This window comes from Rhodococcus jostii RHA1 (genome assembly GCF_000014565.1).
Taxonomy (GTDB): Bacteria; Actinomycetota; Actinomycetes; order Mycobacteriales; family Mycobacteriaceae; genus Rhodococcus_F; species Rhodococcus_F jostii_A.
Map to the genome: position 1 here is coordinate 6,728,188 of NC_008268.1, position 16,202 is coordinate 6,744,389.

15 protein-coding genes are annotated in these 16,202 nt (G+C 66.4%); 8 read left to right on the top strand and 7 right to left on the bottom strand.

The window, feature by feature from the left end; all coding sequences use genetic code 11:
- Positions 1–49 precede the first annotated feature (49 nt).
- Positions 50–1,084 carry a tryptophan--tRNA ligase gene (gene trpS / locus RHA1_RS30505; RefSeq protein ID WP_011598206.1) on the top strand — a complete coding sequence of 345 codons (1,035 nt, stop codon included), beginning with the start codon at positions 50–52 and terminating at the stop codon, positions 1,082–1,084.
- A gap of 5 nt (positions 1,085–1,089) precedes the next feature.
- Positions 1,090–2,112, top strand: a complete 1,023-nt coding sequence (gene yhjD, locus RHA1_RS30510; protein ID WP_011598207.1) for an inner membrane protein YhjD — start codon at positions 1,090–1,092, stop codon at positions 2,110–2,112.
- A gap of 18 nt (positions 2,113–2,130) precedes the next feature.
- On the opposite strand, the gene RHA1_RS30515 is transcribed toward yhjD, so the two are convergent.
- From RHA1_RS30515 to sdhC, 6 genes are all read right to left on the bottom strand, one after another.
- Complete coding sequence (locus tag RHA1_RS30515; RefSeq protein ID WP_050787426.1) at positions 2,131–3,411, bottom strand: D-alanyl-D-alanine carboxypeptidase family protein; 1,281 nt, start codon at positions 3,409–3,411, stop codon at positions 2,131–2,133.
- A gap of 118 nt (positions 3,412–3,529) precedes the next feature.
- The gene (locus RHA1_RS30520; RefSeq protein ID WP_011598209.1) at positions 3,530–4,525 is read right to left on the bottom strand and encodes a malate dehydrogenase; all 996 of its coding nucleotides are present in this window, start codon (positions 4,523–4,525) and stop codon (positions 3,530–3,532) included.
- A 155-nt stretch (positions 4,526–4,680) separates the two neighbouring features.
- Positions 4,681–5,460 carry a succinate dehydrogenase iron-sulfur subunit gene (locus tag RHA1_RS30525; protein ID WP_005256985.1) on the bottom strand — a complete coding sequence of 260 codons (780 nt, stop codon included), beginning with the start codon at positions 5,458–5,460 and terminating at the stop codon, positions 4,681–4,683.
- Complete coding sequence (gene sdhA / locus RHA1_RS30530; RefSeq protein ID WP_005564176.1) at positions 5,460–7,211, bottom strand: succinate dehydrogenase flavoprotein subunit; 1,752 nt, start codon at positions 7,209–7,211, stop codon at positions 5,460–5,462. The genes RHA1_RS30525 and sdhA overlap by 1 nt, the downstream gene beginning before the upstream one ends.
- A gap of 15 nt (positions 7,212–7,226) precedes the next feature.
- On the bottom strand, positions 7,227–7,670 hold the full coding sequence (locus tag RHA1_RS30535) for a succinate dehydrogenase hydrophobic membrane anchor subunit (RefSeq protein ID WP_005239887.1): 444 nt from the start codon (positions 7,668–7,670) through the stop codon (positions 7,227–7,229).
- A gap of 1 nt (position 7,671) precedes the next feature.
- Positions 7,672–8,076: a succinate dehydrogenase, cytochrome b556 subunit gene (gene sdhC / locus RHA1_RS30540; protein ID WP_005239889.1), complete on the bottom strand. Its 405-nt coding sequence runs from the start codon at positions 8,074–8,076 to the stop codon at positions 7,672–7,674.
- 254 nt (positions 8,077–8,330) lie between these two features.
- Here sdhC and RHA1_RS30545 point away from each other — a divergent pair, with 254 nt between their 5' ends.
- Genes RHA1_RS30545 through RHA1_RS30555 form a run of 3 tightly spaced genes read left to right on the top strand, consistent with a single transcriptional unit; the run spans position 8,331 to position 11,118 of the window.
- Positions 8,331–8,735 carry a cytidine deaminase gene (locus tag RHA1_RS30545; RefSeq protein ID WP_009479454.1) on the top strand — a complete coding sequence of 135 codons (405 nt, stop codon included), beginning with the start codon at positions 8,331–8,333 and terminating at the stop codon, positions 8,733–8,735.
- Positions 8,728–10,023: a thymidine phosphorylase gene (locus tag RHA1_RS30550; protein WP_009479455.1), complete on the top strand. Its 1,296-nt coding sequence runs from the start codon at positions 8,728–8,730 to the stop codon at positions 10,021–10,023. Before RHA1_RS30545 ends, RHA1_RS30550 begins: the two co-directional genes overlap by 8 nt.
- A gap of 9 nt (positions 10,024–10,032) precedes the next feature.
- Positions 10,033–11,118 carry an adenosine deaminase gene (locus RHA1_RS30555; protein ID WP_009479456.1) on the top strand — a complete coding sequence of 362 codons (1,086 nt, stop codon included), beginning with the start codon at positions 10,033–10,035 and terminating at the stop codon, positions 11,116–11,118.
- Positions 11,119–11,137: 19 nt separating this feature from the next.
- Here the strand turns inward: RHA1_RS30555 and RHA1_RS30560 are convergent, their stop codons facing one another.
- A complete protein-coding gene (locus RHA1_RS30560; RefSeq protein ID WP_009479457.1) occupies positions 11,138–12,382 on the bottom strand; it encodes a SatS C-terminal domain-containing protein in 1,245 nt (414 codons plus the stop codon).
- Positions 12,383–12,561: 179 nt separating this feature from the next.
- Here RHA1_RS30560 and RHA1_RS30565 point away from each other — a divergent pair, with 179 nt between their 5' ends.
- The 3 genes from RHA1_RS30565 (at position 12,562) to upp (ending at position 16,194) form a co-directional block, all read left to right on the top strand.
- The gene (locus RHA1_RS30565; protein WP_011598210.1) at positions 12,562–13,863 is read left to right on the top strand and encodes a peptidoglycan DD-metalloendopeptidase family protein; all 1,302 of its coding nucleotides are present in this window, start codon (positions 12,562–12,564) and stop codon (positions 13,861–13,863) included.
- Positions 13,864–14,238: 375 nt separating this feature from the next.
- A complete protein-coding gene (locus tag RHA1_RS30575) occupies positions 14,239–15,366 on the top strand; it encodes an RNA-guided endonuclease InsQ/TnpB family protein (RefSeq protein WP_011598211.1) in 1,128 nt (375 codons plus the stop codon).
- Positions 15,367–15,570: 204 nt separating this feature from the next.
- Complete coding sequence (gene upp / locus RHA1_RS30580) at positions 15,571–16,194, top strand: uracil phosphoribosyltransferase (protein ID WP_029539463.1); 624 nt, start codon at positions 15,571–15,573, stop codon at positions 16,192–16,194.
- The last annotated feature ends 8 nt before the right edge of the window (positions 16,195–16,202 follow it).

Here is a 16,202-nt window from a genome sequence, read left to right on the forward strand (position 1 = left end):
CCGGTATCTGATTCGTGTCGTCACGGCGCACGTGAAAAGATCAGTACTCATGTCGACCCCTGCAGCTCAGAAACCCACCGCGAAACCGCGGGTGCTCTCCGGCATCCAGCCCACCGCCGACTCGTTCCACCTCGGCAACTTCCTGGGTGCTCTGCAGCAGTGGGTGCCTCTGCAGGACGACTTCGACGCGTTCTACTTCATCCCCGACCTCCATGCGATCACGGTGGCGCAGGACCCGAAGGAGCTGCGCCGTCGCACGAAGATCGCGGCGGCGCAGCTGCTGGCGCTCGGAATCGACCCCGACCGCGCCACGCTGTTCGTGCAGAGCCAGGTGCCCGAGCATGCGCAGCTGGCGTGGGTTCTCAACTGCATCACCGGTTTCGGTGAAGCGAGCCGGATGACGCAGTTCAAGGACAAGTCGGCCAAACAGGGCAGTGAGAACGCGAGCGTCGGCCTGTTCACGTATCCGGTGCTGATGGCTGCCGACATCCTGCTCTACCGTCCGCAGCGCGTCCCCGTCGGCGAGGACCAGCGTCAGCATCTCGAACTGTCCCGCGATCTCGCCCAGCGGTTCAACACCCGGTTCGGGAAGGCGTTCGTCATTCCCGAGGCGCAGATCATCAAGGGCACCGCCAAGATCTACGACCTGCAGGATCCGACGTCGAAGATGAGCAAGTCCGGTCCGAGCCCCGCGGGGCTGATCAACCTTCTCGACGACCCCAAGGTGTCGGCGAAGAAGATCAAGTCCGCGGTCACCGACAACGAGCGGGAGATCCGCTACGACCCGCAGGCCAAGCCCGGTGTGAGCAACCTGCTCACCATCCAGTCCGCGCTGTCCGGCACGCCGGTCGAGACGTTGGTGGCCGGGTACGAGGGCAAAGGGTACGGCGACCTGAAGACCGATACGGCCGATGTCCTCGCCGAATTCGTGACACCGTTGAAAGCGAAGGTGGAGGGGTACCTCTCGGACGAGGCAGAACTCGATCGGATCATCGCCGCCGGTGCCCACCGCGCCCGTGAGGTGTCGTCGCAGACTCTGGCGGCCGTATACGAGAAGGTTGGGTTTCTGACACCGAAGGGATGAGCACTGTGGCTGACGAACCGAGTTTTCTCGACAGGCAGCGGGCAGCGCGCCCCTGGTTCGACCATCTGATGCGGGCCGCACAGCGGTATCAGCAGCAGAAGGGCGACTATTACGCGGCGGGGATCACGTATTTCAGTGTGCTCGCACTGATTCCGATCCTGATGGTCGCGTTCGCCATCGCCGGTTTCGTCCTCGCCGGTCAGCCGGAGTTGCTGCAGGAACTGCAGGACAGCATCACCAAGAACGTTCCCGGAAGTCTGGGTGACACGCTCAACACGGTCATCGATTCGGCGATCGCGTCCCGTGCCAGCGTGGGTGTACTCGGCCTCCTCGGTGCCGCCTACGCGGGACTCGGGTGGATGGCGAACCTGCGCGACGCGCTGACGGCGATGTGGGAGAGCCAGCGCGAGTCGAAGGGATTCGTGCGAACCAAACTGGGCGACGCGGCCGCTCTGCTCGGGCTGGGTCTGGCGATGGTGGTCTCTCTCGGATCCTCCGCGCTGAGCAGCGGCCCGGTGGCCCGCACGGTGGTCGAGGTGCTCAATCTCGACGACGTGCCCGGCGTCGACGCCGGGTTGCGCGCACTGTCGACCGTGGTGTCGCTGGTCGCGACGTGGGCGGTGTTCGCCTGGGTGATCGCCCGACTGCCCCGAGAGCCCGTGACATTCCGCAGTGCGCTCAAGGCGGCCCTGCTCGCGGCCGTGGTGTTCGAGATCTTCAAGCAGGTCGGTGCCATCTACCTCTCGGCGGTCACCGCGGGTCCCGCCGGTGTCGCGTTCGGTCCGATCATCGGTCTGCTCGTGTTCATCTACCTGACGTGCCGGATGCTGCTCTTCTCGACGGCGTGGGCCGCGACCAGCCGCGCCAGCCTTGCGCTCGCTTTCGTGCCGCCGCCGGATCCGGCCGTCATCAACCCCCGGATCGAGGTGCACGAGGGTCCGGGTGTGCGTGGGGGACTCGCACTGGTCGGTGTGGGCGCCATCGCTGCGCTCGGACTGTCCGGACTGTTCACCCGCACCAAGCGCTGAGCCGGGCGCCGGTGTTCGTCAGCGCCTGCGGGACAGCCGACGCGCGCCGAGCACGAGCATGAGCACGACGGCCGTCCCCACGATCCCCACACCCGCCCGCAGGGCGAGTGTGTTGTGGGGGTGGTCGGAACCCGACGCGACGACGGAACTCGTCGCGGCGGCCGAATCCTGTTGCGGCGGTGCGGCAAGCACCGCGGCGGAATCGGATTCGGTCGGATACAGGTCTTCGAGTGATCCCACCTGGGCGTCGCGGTCGAGGGCGAAACCGTAATCCAGCAGTCGTGCCGCCTGCTCCCACGGCCGGATCGGCTGGGCTTCGGCGCCCATCAACGTCACCATCAGGCGGCGACCGTCGTGATCGGCGCCGCCGACATACGTGTGGCGGGCGTCGTCGGTGAACCCGGTCTTGCCGCCCAGTGCGCCGTCGTAGTTGTAGAGCAGCTGATTGTCGTTGGCCAGTGCGAACGGGGGCCGGTCCTGATCGTCCGGGATCGCCGGATCCTTCGGGAAACCCGGGAACTGCACCGTCTCGGTGGAGATCAGCTCCGCGAACGTCGGGTTCTTCATCGCGGTATGGAAGATGAGTGCGAGGTCGAACGGTGAGCTGCTCATTCCGGGGCCGTCGAGCCCCGACGGGGTCGCGGTCCTCGTGTCGTGCGCGCCGAGGGTGTCGGCGAGGTGGTTCATCTTGTCGACCGTGGCGGCGTCGCCGCCGAGTTGCCGGGCGAGGAGGTGGGCGGCGTCGTTCCCCGACGCCATCACCAGGCCCTGCATCAGCTGCCGGTTCGTGTACTGACCGTTCTTGCCGATCCCGACGGCGCTGCCCTCCACCGCGGCGTCCTCGGCGGTGGCGGTCACGGTCTTGTCGAGATCCAGTTCGCTCAGCGCGACGAGAGCCAGCAGCATCTTGATCGTGCTCGCCGGCCGGTAGCGGCCGTGCGGGTCTTTCGCCGCGAGCACGTCGCCGGTGTCGATGTCCGCGACCACCCAGCCGGACGCCGCGATGTCGGCGGGTAGCGCGGGCGCGTCGTCGGGAAGGATCACCCCGCACTCGGCCAGCTTCGGCCCGCCCACCGGCTCGTCGGGCACGGACACGGCGCTGGGTGCCGGATCACCCGGCTGGGGTACCTCGGACAGGTCGATCGCAGGCGCGGGGGCCGACCTGTTGGGGCAGTTGTCGGTGTTCGGGGTGGCGAACGGTGTGGAGGTGGGGGAGGAGGGCGCTGCAGGCGGAATCGCCCCGGCAGCACTCACCGAGAGTCCGGCCAGCAGGGTTCCGGACACGACCGCGGTACACACTCGACGCCACATCATCGAAGAGGCAGCGTATGCGACGACCGGTCGACTTCCGAAAACGGACACGTGTCGACACGATTTCGTGACGTCGGCGCGACCGTTCCGGAAGGCGAACGTCGGATCAGATGAATCCCATGCCCCGGACGGCGTCGCGTTCGGATTCGAGTTCTCCGACCGACGCGTCGATCAGCTTCCGCGAGAAGTCGTCGATCTCGAGCCCGTCCACGATCTGCCAGGACCCGTCGACCGAGCGAACCGGGAACGAGCTCACCAGTCCCTCCGGCACGCCGTAGGCGCCGGTGGAGGGCAGCGCCACCGACGTCCAGTCGTCGTCGGGGGTGCCGAGCACCCAGTCGTGGACGTGGTCGATCGCGGCGTTGGCGGCGGAGGCCGCGGAGGATGCGCCGCGAGCTTCGATGATCGCGCTGCCACGGTTCGCGACCGTGGGAATGAAGTCGCCGGTGAGCCATTCGCGGTCGGCGGCGAACTCGGCACCGGACCGGTCACCGACCCGCGCATGGAAGATGTCGGGGTACTGGGTGCTCGAGTGGTTGCCCCAGATCGCGACGCGGCGGATGTCCTTCACCGCGGCGCCGGAGTGCCGTGCCAGCTGGGCGATCGCGCGGTTGTGGTCGAGCCGGGTCAGCGCCGTGAACCGTTCCGCCGGGATGTCGGGGGCGTTGTTCGCGGCGACCAGGGCGTTGGTATTGGCCGGGTTGCCCACGACCAGCACCCGGACTCCGTCCGCGGCAACCTGGTTGAGCGCGCGACCCTGCACGGTGAAGATCTGCCCGTTCGCGGCCAGGAGGTCGCCACGCTCCATGCCCTTGGACCGGGGACGTGATCCGATGAGAAGGGCGACGTCGGTGCCGTCGAAACCCCGCTTCGGGTCGTCGTGGACCTCGATGTCGCGGAGCAGCGGGAAGGCGCTGTCGTCGAGCTCCATCGCGGTGCCCTCGGCGGCGGACACGGCGGACGGAATCTCCAAGAGACGCAGCCGGATCGGGGTGTCGGGTCCGAGCATCTCGCCGGCGGCGATCCGGAACAGCGACGCGTAGCCGATGCTGCCTGCCGCTCCGGTGACCGTGACCACTGCGGGAGGGGGCGACTGCGCCATGGGTGAACCTCACTGTCCGTCGGGAGCATCTGTTCTCGACACTAGCGCGGAGATTTCACCGTGTGACCGCTCGGACAGTGAGGTTGGACACGACGCAGGGCGCCCCCGACCGGTGCGGTCGGGGGCGCCCTGGAACGTGCTCGGCAGACCTGGGGTCAGCGTGCGAAGAGCAGCGCGCGCTTGACTTCCTGGATCGCCTTCGTCACCTGGATGCCACGCGGGCACGCGTCGGTGCAGTTGAACGTGGTCCGGCAACGCCAGACGCCGTCCTTGTCGTTGAGGATGTCGAGACGCTCCGACGCACCCTCGTCACGGCTGTCGAAGATGAACCGGTGAGCGTTGACGATGGCAGCGGGACCGAAGTAGCTGCCGTCGCTCCAGTACACCGGGCACGACGTGGTGCAGCAGGCACACAGGATGCACTTGGTGGTGTCGTCGAAACGTGCCCGGTCGTGCTGCGACTGGATGCGCTCACGGGTGGGCTCGTTGCCGGTGGTGATGAGGAACGGCTTCACGGCGCGGAACGCGTCGAAGAAGGGCTCCATGTCGACGACTAGGTCCTTCTCCACCGGCAGGCCCTTGATGGGCTCGACGGTGATCGTGACCGGCTTGCCGTCCTTGGGCAGCATGTCCTTCATGAGGAGCTTGCAGGCCAGACGGTTGACGCCGTTGATCCGCATCGCGTCCGAACCACACACGCCGTGGGCGCAACTGCGACGGAACGTCAGGGTGCCGTCGAGGTAGCCCTTCACGTACAGGAGCAGGTTCAGCATGCGGTCCGTCGGCAGAGCCGGAACCTGGAAGCTGTCCCAGTGCTGGCCCTCGCCGGACTCCGGGTTCATCCGAGCGATCTTGAGGGTGACCATGACGGCGCCCTCGGGCACGGGAGGGAGATCCGACTTGTTCTCGCTCTTGTCGACTGCAGGTGCGCTCATCAGTACTTACGCTCCATCGGCTCGTAGCGGGTCTGGACTACCGGCTTGTAGTCGAGACGGATGTCGGAGAGCAGGCCGTCGCCCTCCTTGTATGCCATCGTGTGCTTCATGTACTCGGCGTCGTTGCGGTCCGGGTAGTCCTCGCGGGCGTGGCCGCCGCGCGATTCCTTGCGGTTCAGCGCGCCGACGACGGTGACCTCCGCCATTTCGAGGAGGAAGCCGAGCTCGACGGCCTCGAGCAGGTCGCTGTTGTAGCGCTTGCCCTTGTCCTGCACCGTGATGTGGTTGTAACGCTCCTTGAGTGCGCGCACATCCTCGAGGGCCTGGGTGAGGCGCTCTTCGGTACGGAACACGGAGGCGTTGTTGTCCATGGACTGCTGCAGCTCGCTGCGGATGTCCGCGACACGCTCGTGACCGTGGTCCGACAGGATGGTGGCCATCCAGTCGTCGACCATCTTCTCGGGCGCCTCGGGCATGTCGACGAACTCGCTGTTGTTGGCGTGCTCGGCGGCGGCGATGCCGGCGCGGCGTCCGAAGACGTTGATGTCGAGCAGCGAGTTGGTGCCGAGACGGTTCGCGCCGTGGACGGAGACGCAGGCGCATTCGCCGGCGGCGTACAGGCCCTGGACGATCTCGTCGTTGTTGCGCAGGACCTCACCGTTGATCCGGGTGGGGATACCGCCCATGACGTAGTGGCAGGTGGGGTACACCGGCACCGGTTCCTTGACCGGGTCCACACCGAGGTAGGTGCGGGAGAACTCCATGATGTCGGGGAGCTTCTCGTCGAGGACTTCCTCGGGGATGTGGGTCACGTCGATGTAGACGTAATCCTTGTTCGGTCCCGCGCCGCGTCCCTCGAGGACCTCGAGGACCATCGACCGCGCAACGATGTCACGGGGTGCGAGGTCCTTGATGGTGGGGGCGTAGCGCTCCATGAACCGTTCGCCGTCGGCGTTACGGAGGATGCCGCCCTCACCGCGCACGGCCTCGGAGATGAGGATGCCGAGCCCCGCGAGGCCTGTGGGATGGAACTGGTGGAACTCCATGTCCTCCAGCGGAAGGCCCTTGCGGAAGATGATGCCCATGCCGTCACCGGTGAGGGTGTGCGCGTTGGACGTCGTCTTGTACATGCGCCCCGAGCCGCCGGTGGCGAACACGATGGACTTCGCGTGGAAGACGTGGATCTCGCCGGTGGCCAGCTCGTAGGCGATGACGCCGGTGGCGACCGGGCCGTTCTCCGTCTCGGTGATCGCGATGTCGAGGGCGTAGAACTCGTTGAAGAACTCGACGTCGTGCTTGACGCAGTTCTGGTAGAGCGTCTGCAGGATCATGTGACCGGTGCGGTCCGCGGCATAACATGCGCGGCGCACGGGGGCCTTACCGTGATCGCGGGTGTGACCACCGAAACGGCGCTGGTCGATCTTGCCCTCGGGCGTGCGGTTGAACGGCAGACCCATCTTCTCGAGGTCGAGCACCGCGTCGATGGCCTCCTTGGCCATGATCTCGACGGCGTCCTGGTCGGCGAGGTAGTCGCCGCCCTTGACCGTGTCGAAGGTGTGCCACTCCCAGTTGTCTTCCTCCACGTTCGCCAGCGCGGCACACATGCCGCCCTGGGCCGCGCCGGTGTGGCTGCGGGTGGGGTAGAGCTTGGTCAGTACCGCGGTGCGGGCGCGGGGACCGGCCTCGATCGCTGCGCGCATGCCGGCGCCGCCGGCACCGACGATGACCACGTCATAACGGTGTTCCTGCATGAAATCTGTGCTCCCCTAGCTCGCCGAGATATTGGGGTCGAAGGTGAAGATGACGTACGTGCCGAGGCCCATGATCAGGATCATCGAGAGAACGAGGATCGTGGTCAGCCAGAAGCGCGTGGAGTCCTTGCGGGAGTAGTCCGCGATGACCGTGCGGAGTCCGTTTCCGCCGTGCAGCTGGGCAAGCCACAGCATGGTGAGGTCCCAGAACTGCCAGAACGGGCTGGACCAGCGGCCTGCGACGAACGCGAAGTTGATGCGGTGCACACCGTCGTCGAGCATCAGCATGATGAAGAGGTGGCCGAGCACGAGGAAGATCAGTGCGAGTCCGGAGAACCGCATGAACAGCCAGGCGTACAACTCGAAGTTGTTCTTCGAGGTCCGGCGCGGAGAGCGCGGGTTGTCCAGGCTGGCGGGACGGTCGTAGGTCTTGCCGAGACTCTTGGCTTCTGTCGTCATGTCAGTGCCCCGCAAACATGTTGTAGAAGATGCGGCCTGCGCCCGGGATCATCACCAGGAACCAGATCGCAAGGATTACCCAGAGCATCAGGCGCTGGTACTGCGGTCCCTTGGACCAGAAGTCCACCAGCATCACCCGGACGCCGTTCAGTGCGTGGTACAGCACCGCGGCGACGAGCGCGAGCTCCATGAGCCCGACGATCGGGTTCTTGTAGGTCTCGATGACACTGTCGTACGTGTCGGGATTCACACGCACCAGCGCGGTATCCAGCACGTGCACGAATAGGAAGAAGAACGTCATTACGCCTGTGATCCGGTGCAAAACCCAGGACCACATTCCGGGGTCGCCCCGGTAAAGCGACCGTGTGCGCTCCTTGGCCGGAGCGGCTTCAGTCGTAGTACTCATCGAGTGCTGTGCCTCCAACGTCATTGGTGGACGTGTCGAGTCTGCGCAGCGTTGCGGACATACCACAACTGGGGACCCGACGTGATCCTGAACCGACTTCTCTGAACTCTAAACCCAACGGAAACGGGGGAACTAATTCGAGTCGGGGTTCGTACGGCCCTTTCAAATGAAGTTAGGTTTGCCTCTCCAATGCGGATGGGCCGTACCGAGCGAATCTCTGCATCCATTCAGCCCACGTGATTGGATGGGGAACCATGGTCGAGATCGATTGGAAGCTGTTGCGCGCCAACGCGCGTGAGGTGATGGGCCAGGCCTATGCGCCCTACTCCGGGTTCGCGGTGGGAGCGGCGGCGCTGGTGGACGATGGGCGAATCGTCGTCGGATGCAATGTGGAAAATGTCTCATACGGTTTGGGGCTCTGCGCCGAGTGTGTACTGGTCGGTAACTTATTTGCGGGCGGCGGCGGGCGATTAATCGCCTTCACCTGCTGTGACGCGAGTGGCGACATACTCATGCCGTGCGGACGCTGCCGGCAGATTCTCTTCGAGCACGGCGGCCCCGGACTGCTCGTCGACCACCGGGCCGGCGTGCGCCCATTGGAACAGCTGCTGCCGGACGCTTTCGGTCCGGAGGAGAAGGGGAGAATCAGCCATGCATGACGCCTCGTCGATCATCGCCGCCAAGCGCGACGGCAGGGAACTGTCCGGTGCAGAGATCGACTGGGTGGTCGAAGCATTCACCCGGGGGGTCGTGGCCGACGAGCAGATGTCGGCGCTGGCCATGGCGATCTACTTCCGCGGGATGACGCGCGAGGAGGTGAGCCGCTGGACCACGGCGATGATCTCGTCCGGTCGACGCCTCGACTTCACCCACCTCGGGCGCCCCACCGTCGACAAGCACTCGACGGGTGGTGTGGGCGACAAGACCACGCTCCCGCTCGCACCGCTGGTCGCGGCATGCGGCGCCGCGGTGCCGCAACTGTCGGGACGCGGGCTCGGTCACACCGGCGGAACCCTCGACAAGCTCGAGTCGATCCCGGGCTGGCGCGCCGACCTCGACACCTCCGAGATGGCCGAGATCCTGTCCGATCCCGCCGTCGGAGCCGTCGTCTGCGCCGCCGGCGCAGACCTGGCGCCGGCGGACCGGCGGTTGTACGCGCTCCGCGACGTCACCGGGACGGTCGAGTCGATTCCCCTGATCGCCAGCTCGATCATGAGCAAGAAGATCGCCGAGGGCACCGGCGCGCTCGTGCTCGACGTCAAGGTCGGTTCGGGCGCGTTCATGAAGAAGCTCGACGACGCGCGGGAGCTCGCCCAGACGATGGTCGACCTCGGGAACGACGCCGGAGTGCGGACGATGGCTTTGCTCACGGCAATGGACGCGCCCCTCGGTCACACCGCGGGCAACGCACTGGAGGTGCGGGAATCGCTGGAGGTGCTGGCCGGAGGCGGCCCGTCCGACGTCGTGGAACTGACTCTCGAGCTCGCGCGAGAAATGTTGAAGGCAGCCGAAATCGACGGAGTCGACCCTGCCGACAAACTCCGCGACGGATCCGCCATGGACCGCTGGCGGAGGATGATCGCCGCCCAGGGCGGCGACCCCGACGCGCCGCTGCCGACAGCCAGGCACACCGAGGTGCTGCTCTCCGAGTCGGACGGGGTGGTGTGCGGTCTCGACGCCATGGCGGTCGGGCTCGCCGCATGGCGGCTCGGCGCGGGTCGGGCGCGACAGGGCGAGCCGGTGCAGGCGGGGGCGGGCATCGAGTTGCACGCGAAGCCGGGGGAGACGGTGTCGGTGGGCACCCCGCTCGTCACGCTGCACACCGACACGCCCGAACGGTTCGCCGCGGCGAAAGCCGTACTTTCCGAAGCCTGGACCGTCGTGGCCGACGCGCCGTCGGTGACCACGCCGCTCGTCATCGAGCGGATAGAGGATCCCTCACGCTAACGTCGACGCATGACCGCACTGGATCTGTCGGCCCTGCGCCGAGCGCCGAAGGTGTTGCTGCACGACCATCTCGACGGGGGTCTCCGGCCCGAGACGGTTCTCGAACTCGCCCGCGACTGCGGCTACGACGCGCTGCCCGCCGACACCGCGCCCGCGCTGGCCACGTGGTTCCGGGAGGCCGCCGACAGCGGTTCGCTCGAGAGATACCTCGAGACGTTCGCCCACACGGTCGCGGTCATGCAGACACCCGTCGGGCTCGAACGCGTCGCCCGTGAATGCGCCGAGGACCTCGCCGCCGACGGCGTGGTCTACGCGGAGGTCAGGTTCGCCCCGGAGCAGCACCTCGAGGAGGGGCTGACCCTGGACGAGGTGGTGGAGCAGGTCCTGCTGGGATTCGAGGCAGGGGAGTCGGCGGCGGAGGTGCGCGGCCAGAACATCCGGATCGGCGTACTGCTCACCGCGATGCGGCACGCGGCGCGGTCCCGGGAGATCGCGGAACTGGCGATCCGGTTCCGGGACCGCGGCGTCGTCGGTTTCGACATCGCCGGGGCCGAGGCCGGGAATCCGCCCAGCCGCCACCTCGACGCCTTCGAGTACATGCGGGGCAGCAATGCGCACTTCACCATTCACGCGGGTGAGGCGTTCGGTCTGCCGTCCATCCACGAGGCCATCGCGTTCTGCGGGACGGACCGCCTCGGGCACGGGGTCCGGATCACCGACGACATCACGATCGGCGACGACGGCGTCCCGGTGCTGGGCAAGCTTGCGAACTATGTGCGGGACAAGAGGATTCCCCTGGAACTGTGTCCCAGTTCCAACGTTCAGACCGGGGCCGTGGACGCGCTCGAGAATCATCCGTTCGACCTGCTTGCCCGGCTGCGGTTCCGGGTGACCGTCAACACCGACAACCGGCTGATGAGCGACACCAGCATGAGCATGGAGATGCTGCGCCTCGTCGAGACGTTCGGTTACGGCTGGACGGACCTCGAGCGCTACACCATCAACGCGATGAAATCGGCTTTCATCCCGTTCGATCAGCGGCTGCAGCTGATCGACGAGGTGATCAAGCCGGGATTCGCCGTGCTGGTGGGCTGAGCGTCCCGAATGCGGGCGCTCAGACCTTCCGCAGGCGGGCCTCGAACTCCCGCTCGAGCGTCCGCCACGCCTCCGCCTCGGCGTCGAACGGTGCGCTGGGCGCCATCCGCGTCGGATCCGGGTTGAGGACGAACGAGACGTACCAGCCCAGCGGCTCGGACGTCGCGAGTGCGGTTTCCACCGAGTCGTCGTCGGCGAAATCGGCTGCATCGGTGAACAATTCGACGGCGAGGTCGAGCTGGTCCGCGTCGACGGACTCCGGACCGGCGGCCAGGTCGTCGGCGAGACCGGGGAGAACGTACACGTTCTCGTCGGTGACCTCGACCTCGAGCGATCCGTCGACGGCCGCCACCTGGATCTCCTCGTACGTGCTCACCTGCGCGAGCGCGTGCTCGTGGTTGTCGGCAAGGTAACGGGCCAGCGCGCGTTCGGACGTGAAGACGAAGATCGCGCCGTCACGCCCGAGGAAGAGCGCGTCGTCGTCGAGGTAGCAGCGGAGCGTGAAGTAGGTCTCCCCGGACGTGATGATCTTGACGGGGTCGACACCCACCGCACCCCAGAACGAGTCGTCCTCCTCTTCGTCCTCGGTGTCGAGGTCGAGCGCGACGAACTCCTCGTCTTCCTCCGCCTCTTCGGCCACGTCGTCCACGTCGACGGTGTTCTCGTCGGCGGCCACCAGTTCGGCCTCGGCGACGGCTACCGCCTCGGCGTCCACCTCGGGGGTGGCGACGATGTTGTCGACGGCGTCGAGGACGTCATCCCAGCCCTTCGCGATGGCGGTACCGATCTGGGCCCACAGTTCCTCGCCCTCGCGGCCCTCGAACGCGCTGACGCCTGCGGGCAGCGCGCCGAGAATGGGGTTCGCGTTGAAGAACTTGGTGACCGCGTCCAGTTCGCAGACCTCACCGATGTTGCGCACCATGTTGAGCGTGTCTTCGAGTTCGCTCACGACAAGAGCCTCGGGGTCGCTCGCGGCAAGCTCCGGCACACCGATGAGATCGAAGCAGAAGTTCTCGTCGGGCTCGAGTTCGGCGGCGGACAGTCCGGACACCACACTCCACGCGGGATGCTCGACGAGATCGTTGTCGGTGTTCGTGCGGATGAAGGCAGCGAGTTCTGCCACTGATTCGAACCCGTAGAGGTCTTCCTCGTGACCAAGGAATGCTTCCCACTCGTCGTCGCCCTCACGCCACCGTGGTGCCCACAGTGTCACGAGGTCGCCGTCGGTGAGACCGAGTTCGATCGGGACGATGTCTCCAGCCATGGCGCGAAGCCTATCGACCCCGCGGCCAAAGTTGTACCCGGGCTGTGTGCGGAGCGTTTCCGGCGCCCGTCGCCGCCGTGTCGCGGCGGCCGCGACCTAGTCGGCCAAACGGGGCGAGCGGCGCGTATCGGGGCCCTACCATGACGTTCACTGTGCGTCGAGTCGTTCGAGGAGGCTGCATGTTCCGGATCGGCAATGTGACGGGAAGCCCCCGGCGGCGACGGTCGCTCGCCGCCTCGATCGCAGTGCTGGGGATATGCGCGACGACGGTCGCGTGCGGCACGTCGGACGCCTCCGGGTCGGATTCGCCGGAGTGGGGGACCGAATGGTCCAGCGCCGAACGGCTGTCGTCGACCGCTGAGCTCGACGGACCCTCGCCTGTCGCGCTGTCCATCCCTTTCGCCCCGTCCCCCGTCGCCGCGACGGACGGTCGCAACCATCTGACGTTCGAGGTCCACGTGACGAACACCGCGGCCGTTCCCTTGGTCGTGCAGCGCGTGCAGATCGACTCGGCCGACGGAGCGGACGGCGTCCTCGCGAACTACGAGGGTGCGTCGGTCGCGGCGAACATGAACCTCGTGGGTGACAACGCGACCCCGACCGATCGCCTGCAACCCGCCCAACTCGGCGTCTTCTTCGTCGACGTCGCCCTGGACGAGGCGACCCCGGTGCCGGACGGGGTGCAGGCGACGGTCTCGGTCCGCGCCCAGGGCACGCCGCCGCCCGATCAGCCGATTCCCGGCCTCGCGGGCATGGTCGACGAATCCGGTGGTCCCGTGCCTGCCACCCTCGACACGTCGGTGACCATCCCGGTCTTCGACGGAACGGTCCCGGTGATCGGCCCGCCGCTCCGCGGAGACGGATGGGCGGCGATGGAAGGCTGCTGCGCCGACAACACCCATCACCGCCGCGGTGTCTGGTCGGTCGACGGACGGCTGCTGAACTTCGAGCGGTACGCGATCGACTTCCTGGGGGTGGACCGCGAGGGTTACGCGTACCGGGGCGACAACACCAAAGAGAACTACGTCGGGTACCGGGCCGACGTGGTCGCGGTGGCCGACGCGGAGGTCGTCTCGGTTCTCGACGGCCAGGAGGAGAACGTGATCGGGGAACCGCAGCCCGAGCGCAACCTCACCGAGGCGACCGGCAACCACATCGTCCTGGACCTCGGAAACGGTGTGTACGCGTTCTACGGCCACTTCGTGCCGGGCAGCATCGCCGTGAAGGAGGGCGATCGCGCCGAGAAAGGGGCGATGCTGGGCCAACTCGGCAACAGCGGTCAGTCGACGGCGCCGCACCTGCACTTCCATCTGATGGACAACACGAATCCCGCGTTGGCCGAGAGCGTGCCGTTCGAGTTCGACGCGTTCGACCTGGCAGGGCACGCGACACTCGACGACGTCACGTATCTGCCCACACCCGAACCCCGTACCGACGAAATGCCGCTCAGCCAGACGGTCATCGACTTCGCCGGGGAATGACGGTCACACCCTCCCGAACCCGTCCTGCAAATTCGTCATCACCCGGGTGCGCTGTCCGGTGGCGAGCCGGGCGGCCTCCTGCGTGGTGCTCGTGATCATCGTCGCGAGTGTGCGGGCGTCGAGCGTCGAGATGGAGTCGTCGATCCAGAGACCGGTCAGCGTGCGTTCCCGTCTTCTGCGGCCGTAACGTGATCGGACTCACTCGACTCGGCGATACTCGCGGTAGCCGCCCTCAAGTCGTTCATCGTCATCCCCCCAGTCGGATTTGATCCGTGAATCTTTCGGGGGCAAACCAGGTCGGACAGGTCCGGGATAGCCGATCCCCTGCAACTGGAATTTTAGGATGTTAGTCTCTCAGGCATGGCGGGGAGGGTGGTGAAGCGGGCGTTCAAGTACCGCTTCTATCCGACTGCGGTGCAGGCGGAACAGCTAGCTCGGACGTTCGGATGCACCCGGTATGTCTACAACCGGGCGTTGGCCGAGCGCTCGCGTGCCTGGTCGCAGGAGCAGCGACGGGTGACCTACGCGGATACCTCGAAGATGCTCACCGGATGGAAGCGGGACACCGAAACCGAGTGGTTGTCGGAGCCCTCGAAGGGACCGCTGCAGGAGTCGCTGCGGCAATTGCAGGGCGCGTTCGACAAGTTCTGGCGCAAACAGACCCGCTACCCGCAATTCAAGAGGAAGGGCCGGTCGAAGGATTCGGCCACCTACTACTCGAACTGCTTCACCTACCGCGGCGGGCAGATCCGGTTGGCCAAGCAGTCCGAACCCCTGGACATTCGGTGGTCGAGGCCGCTACCGGAGGGGGCCGCGCCGTCGCAGGTGACGGTGTCGCGCAATACCCGTGGTCAGTACCACATCTCGATCCTCGTCGAGGACACGATCACCGAGCTCGGGCCGATAGGTCATGTGGTCGGGCTCGATGCCGGGATCACGAGCCTCTACACGCTCTCGACGGGGGAGAAGATCACCAACCCGCGTCATGAGCGCAAGGACCGTGAGCGGTTGGCGAAGGCGCAGCGGGTGCTGGCCAAGAAGGAGAAAGGATCCTGTAACCGGGCTAAGGCCCGACAAAAAGTCGCGAAGATACATGGCCGGATCGCCGATCGGCGTCGCGATTATCTGCACAAACTCTCCACTCGACTGGTGCGCGAAAACCAAGTGATCGCCATCGAGGATCTGAGTGTGCGGAACATGGTGAAGAATCGGTCGTTGTCTCGGGCGATCTCGGATGCGAGTTGGTCCGAGTTCCGGTCGATGCTCGAGTACAAGGCCGGCTGGTACGGGCGGCGGGTGGTGGCGATCGACCGGTTCTATCCGTCGTCGAAGGCCTGCTCGGTGTGTGGGGCGATCGCCTCGACGATGCCGCTGAACGTGCGGGAGTGGGCGTGCCGATGCGGCGCCGTCCATGATCGGGATGTGAACGCGGCGAAGAACATTTTGGCCGTCGGACTGACGGTGGCAGCCTGCGGAGATGGTGTGAGACCGCCCCGCACATAAAGTGTGGGGAGGCAACTGTCGGTGAAACAGGAACCTCGGGACGCGAGTCTCGAGGGGAATCTCGGTCGTTCACGGCCGAGAGGACGTCAAACCGGTCACCATATTGGACGCGCGCCGCCGGTGAGACCGATTCGGTTCCGCCCCCGATTCGCCGAGAATTGCTCTCCTGCGAAATCTAGCCCCGCGCCCCCTTATCCTTCGAGAATGAACACGCACGTCGTCGACCACCCGCTCGCAGCGGTCCTCCTGACAACGATGCGCGATGCGCGCAGCGAGAATGCCACATTTCGCGCCGCCTTGCGAAGGCTGACGCACATGTTGGTGTACGAGGCGATGCGCGAGGCTCCGGTCGAGACGTTCGACGTGGTCACTCCCATCGCGACGACTGACGGGGTGCGGCTCACTCATCCGCCGTTGCTCGTTCCCGTCCTGCGCGCCGGACTGGGCATGGTCGAGCAGGCCAGCAGCCTGATCCCGCAGGCGCGAGTCGGTTTCGTCGGGATGGCTCGGGACGAGGAGACGCATCTGCCGGTGCCATACCTCGAGTCGCTCCCCGCGGATCTGTCCGGGATCCCGGTGTACGTTCTCGACCCGATGCTCGCGACCGGCGGTTCGATGGTGCACACGATCGAGTTGCTCGTCGCCCGCGGCGCCACGGACGTCACGGCCGTGTGCGTCGTCGCGGCGCCCGAAGGTGTTGCCGCCCTCTCGGCGTCGGGTTATCCCGTGCGACTCGTCACCGCTGCGGTCGACGAGGGGCTCAACGAGGACGCGTTCATCGTGCCCGGCCTCGGCGACGCCGGGGACCGTCAGTTCGGACCGCGCTGACGCCTCGG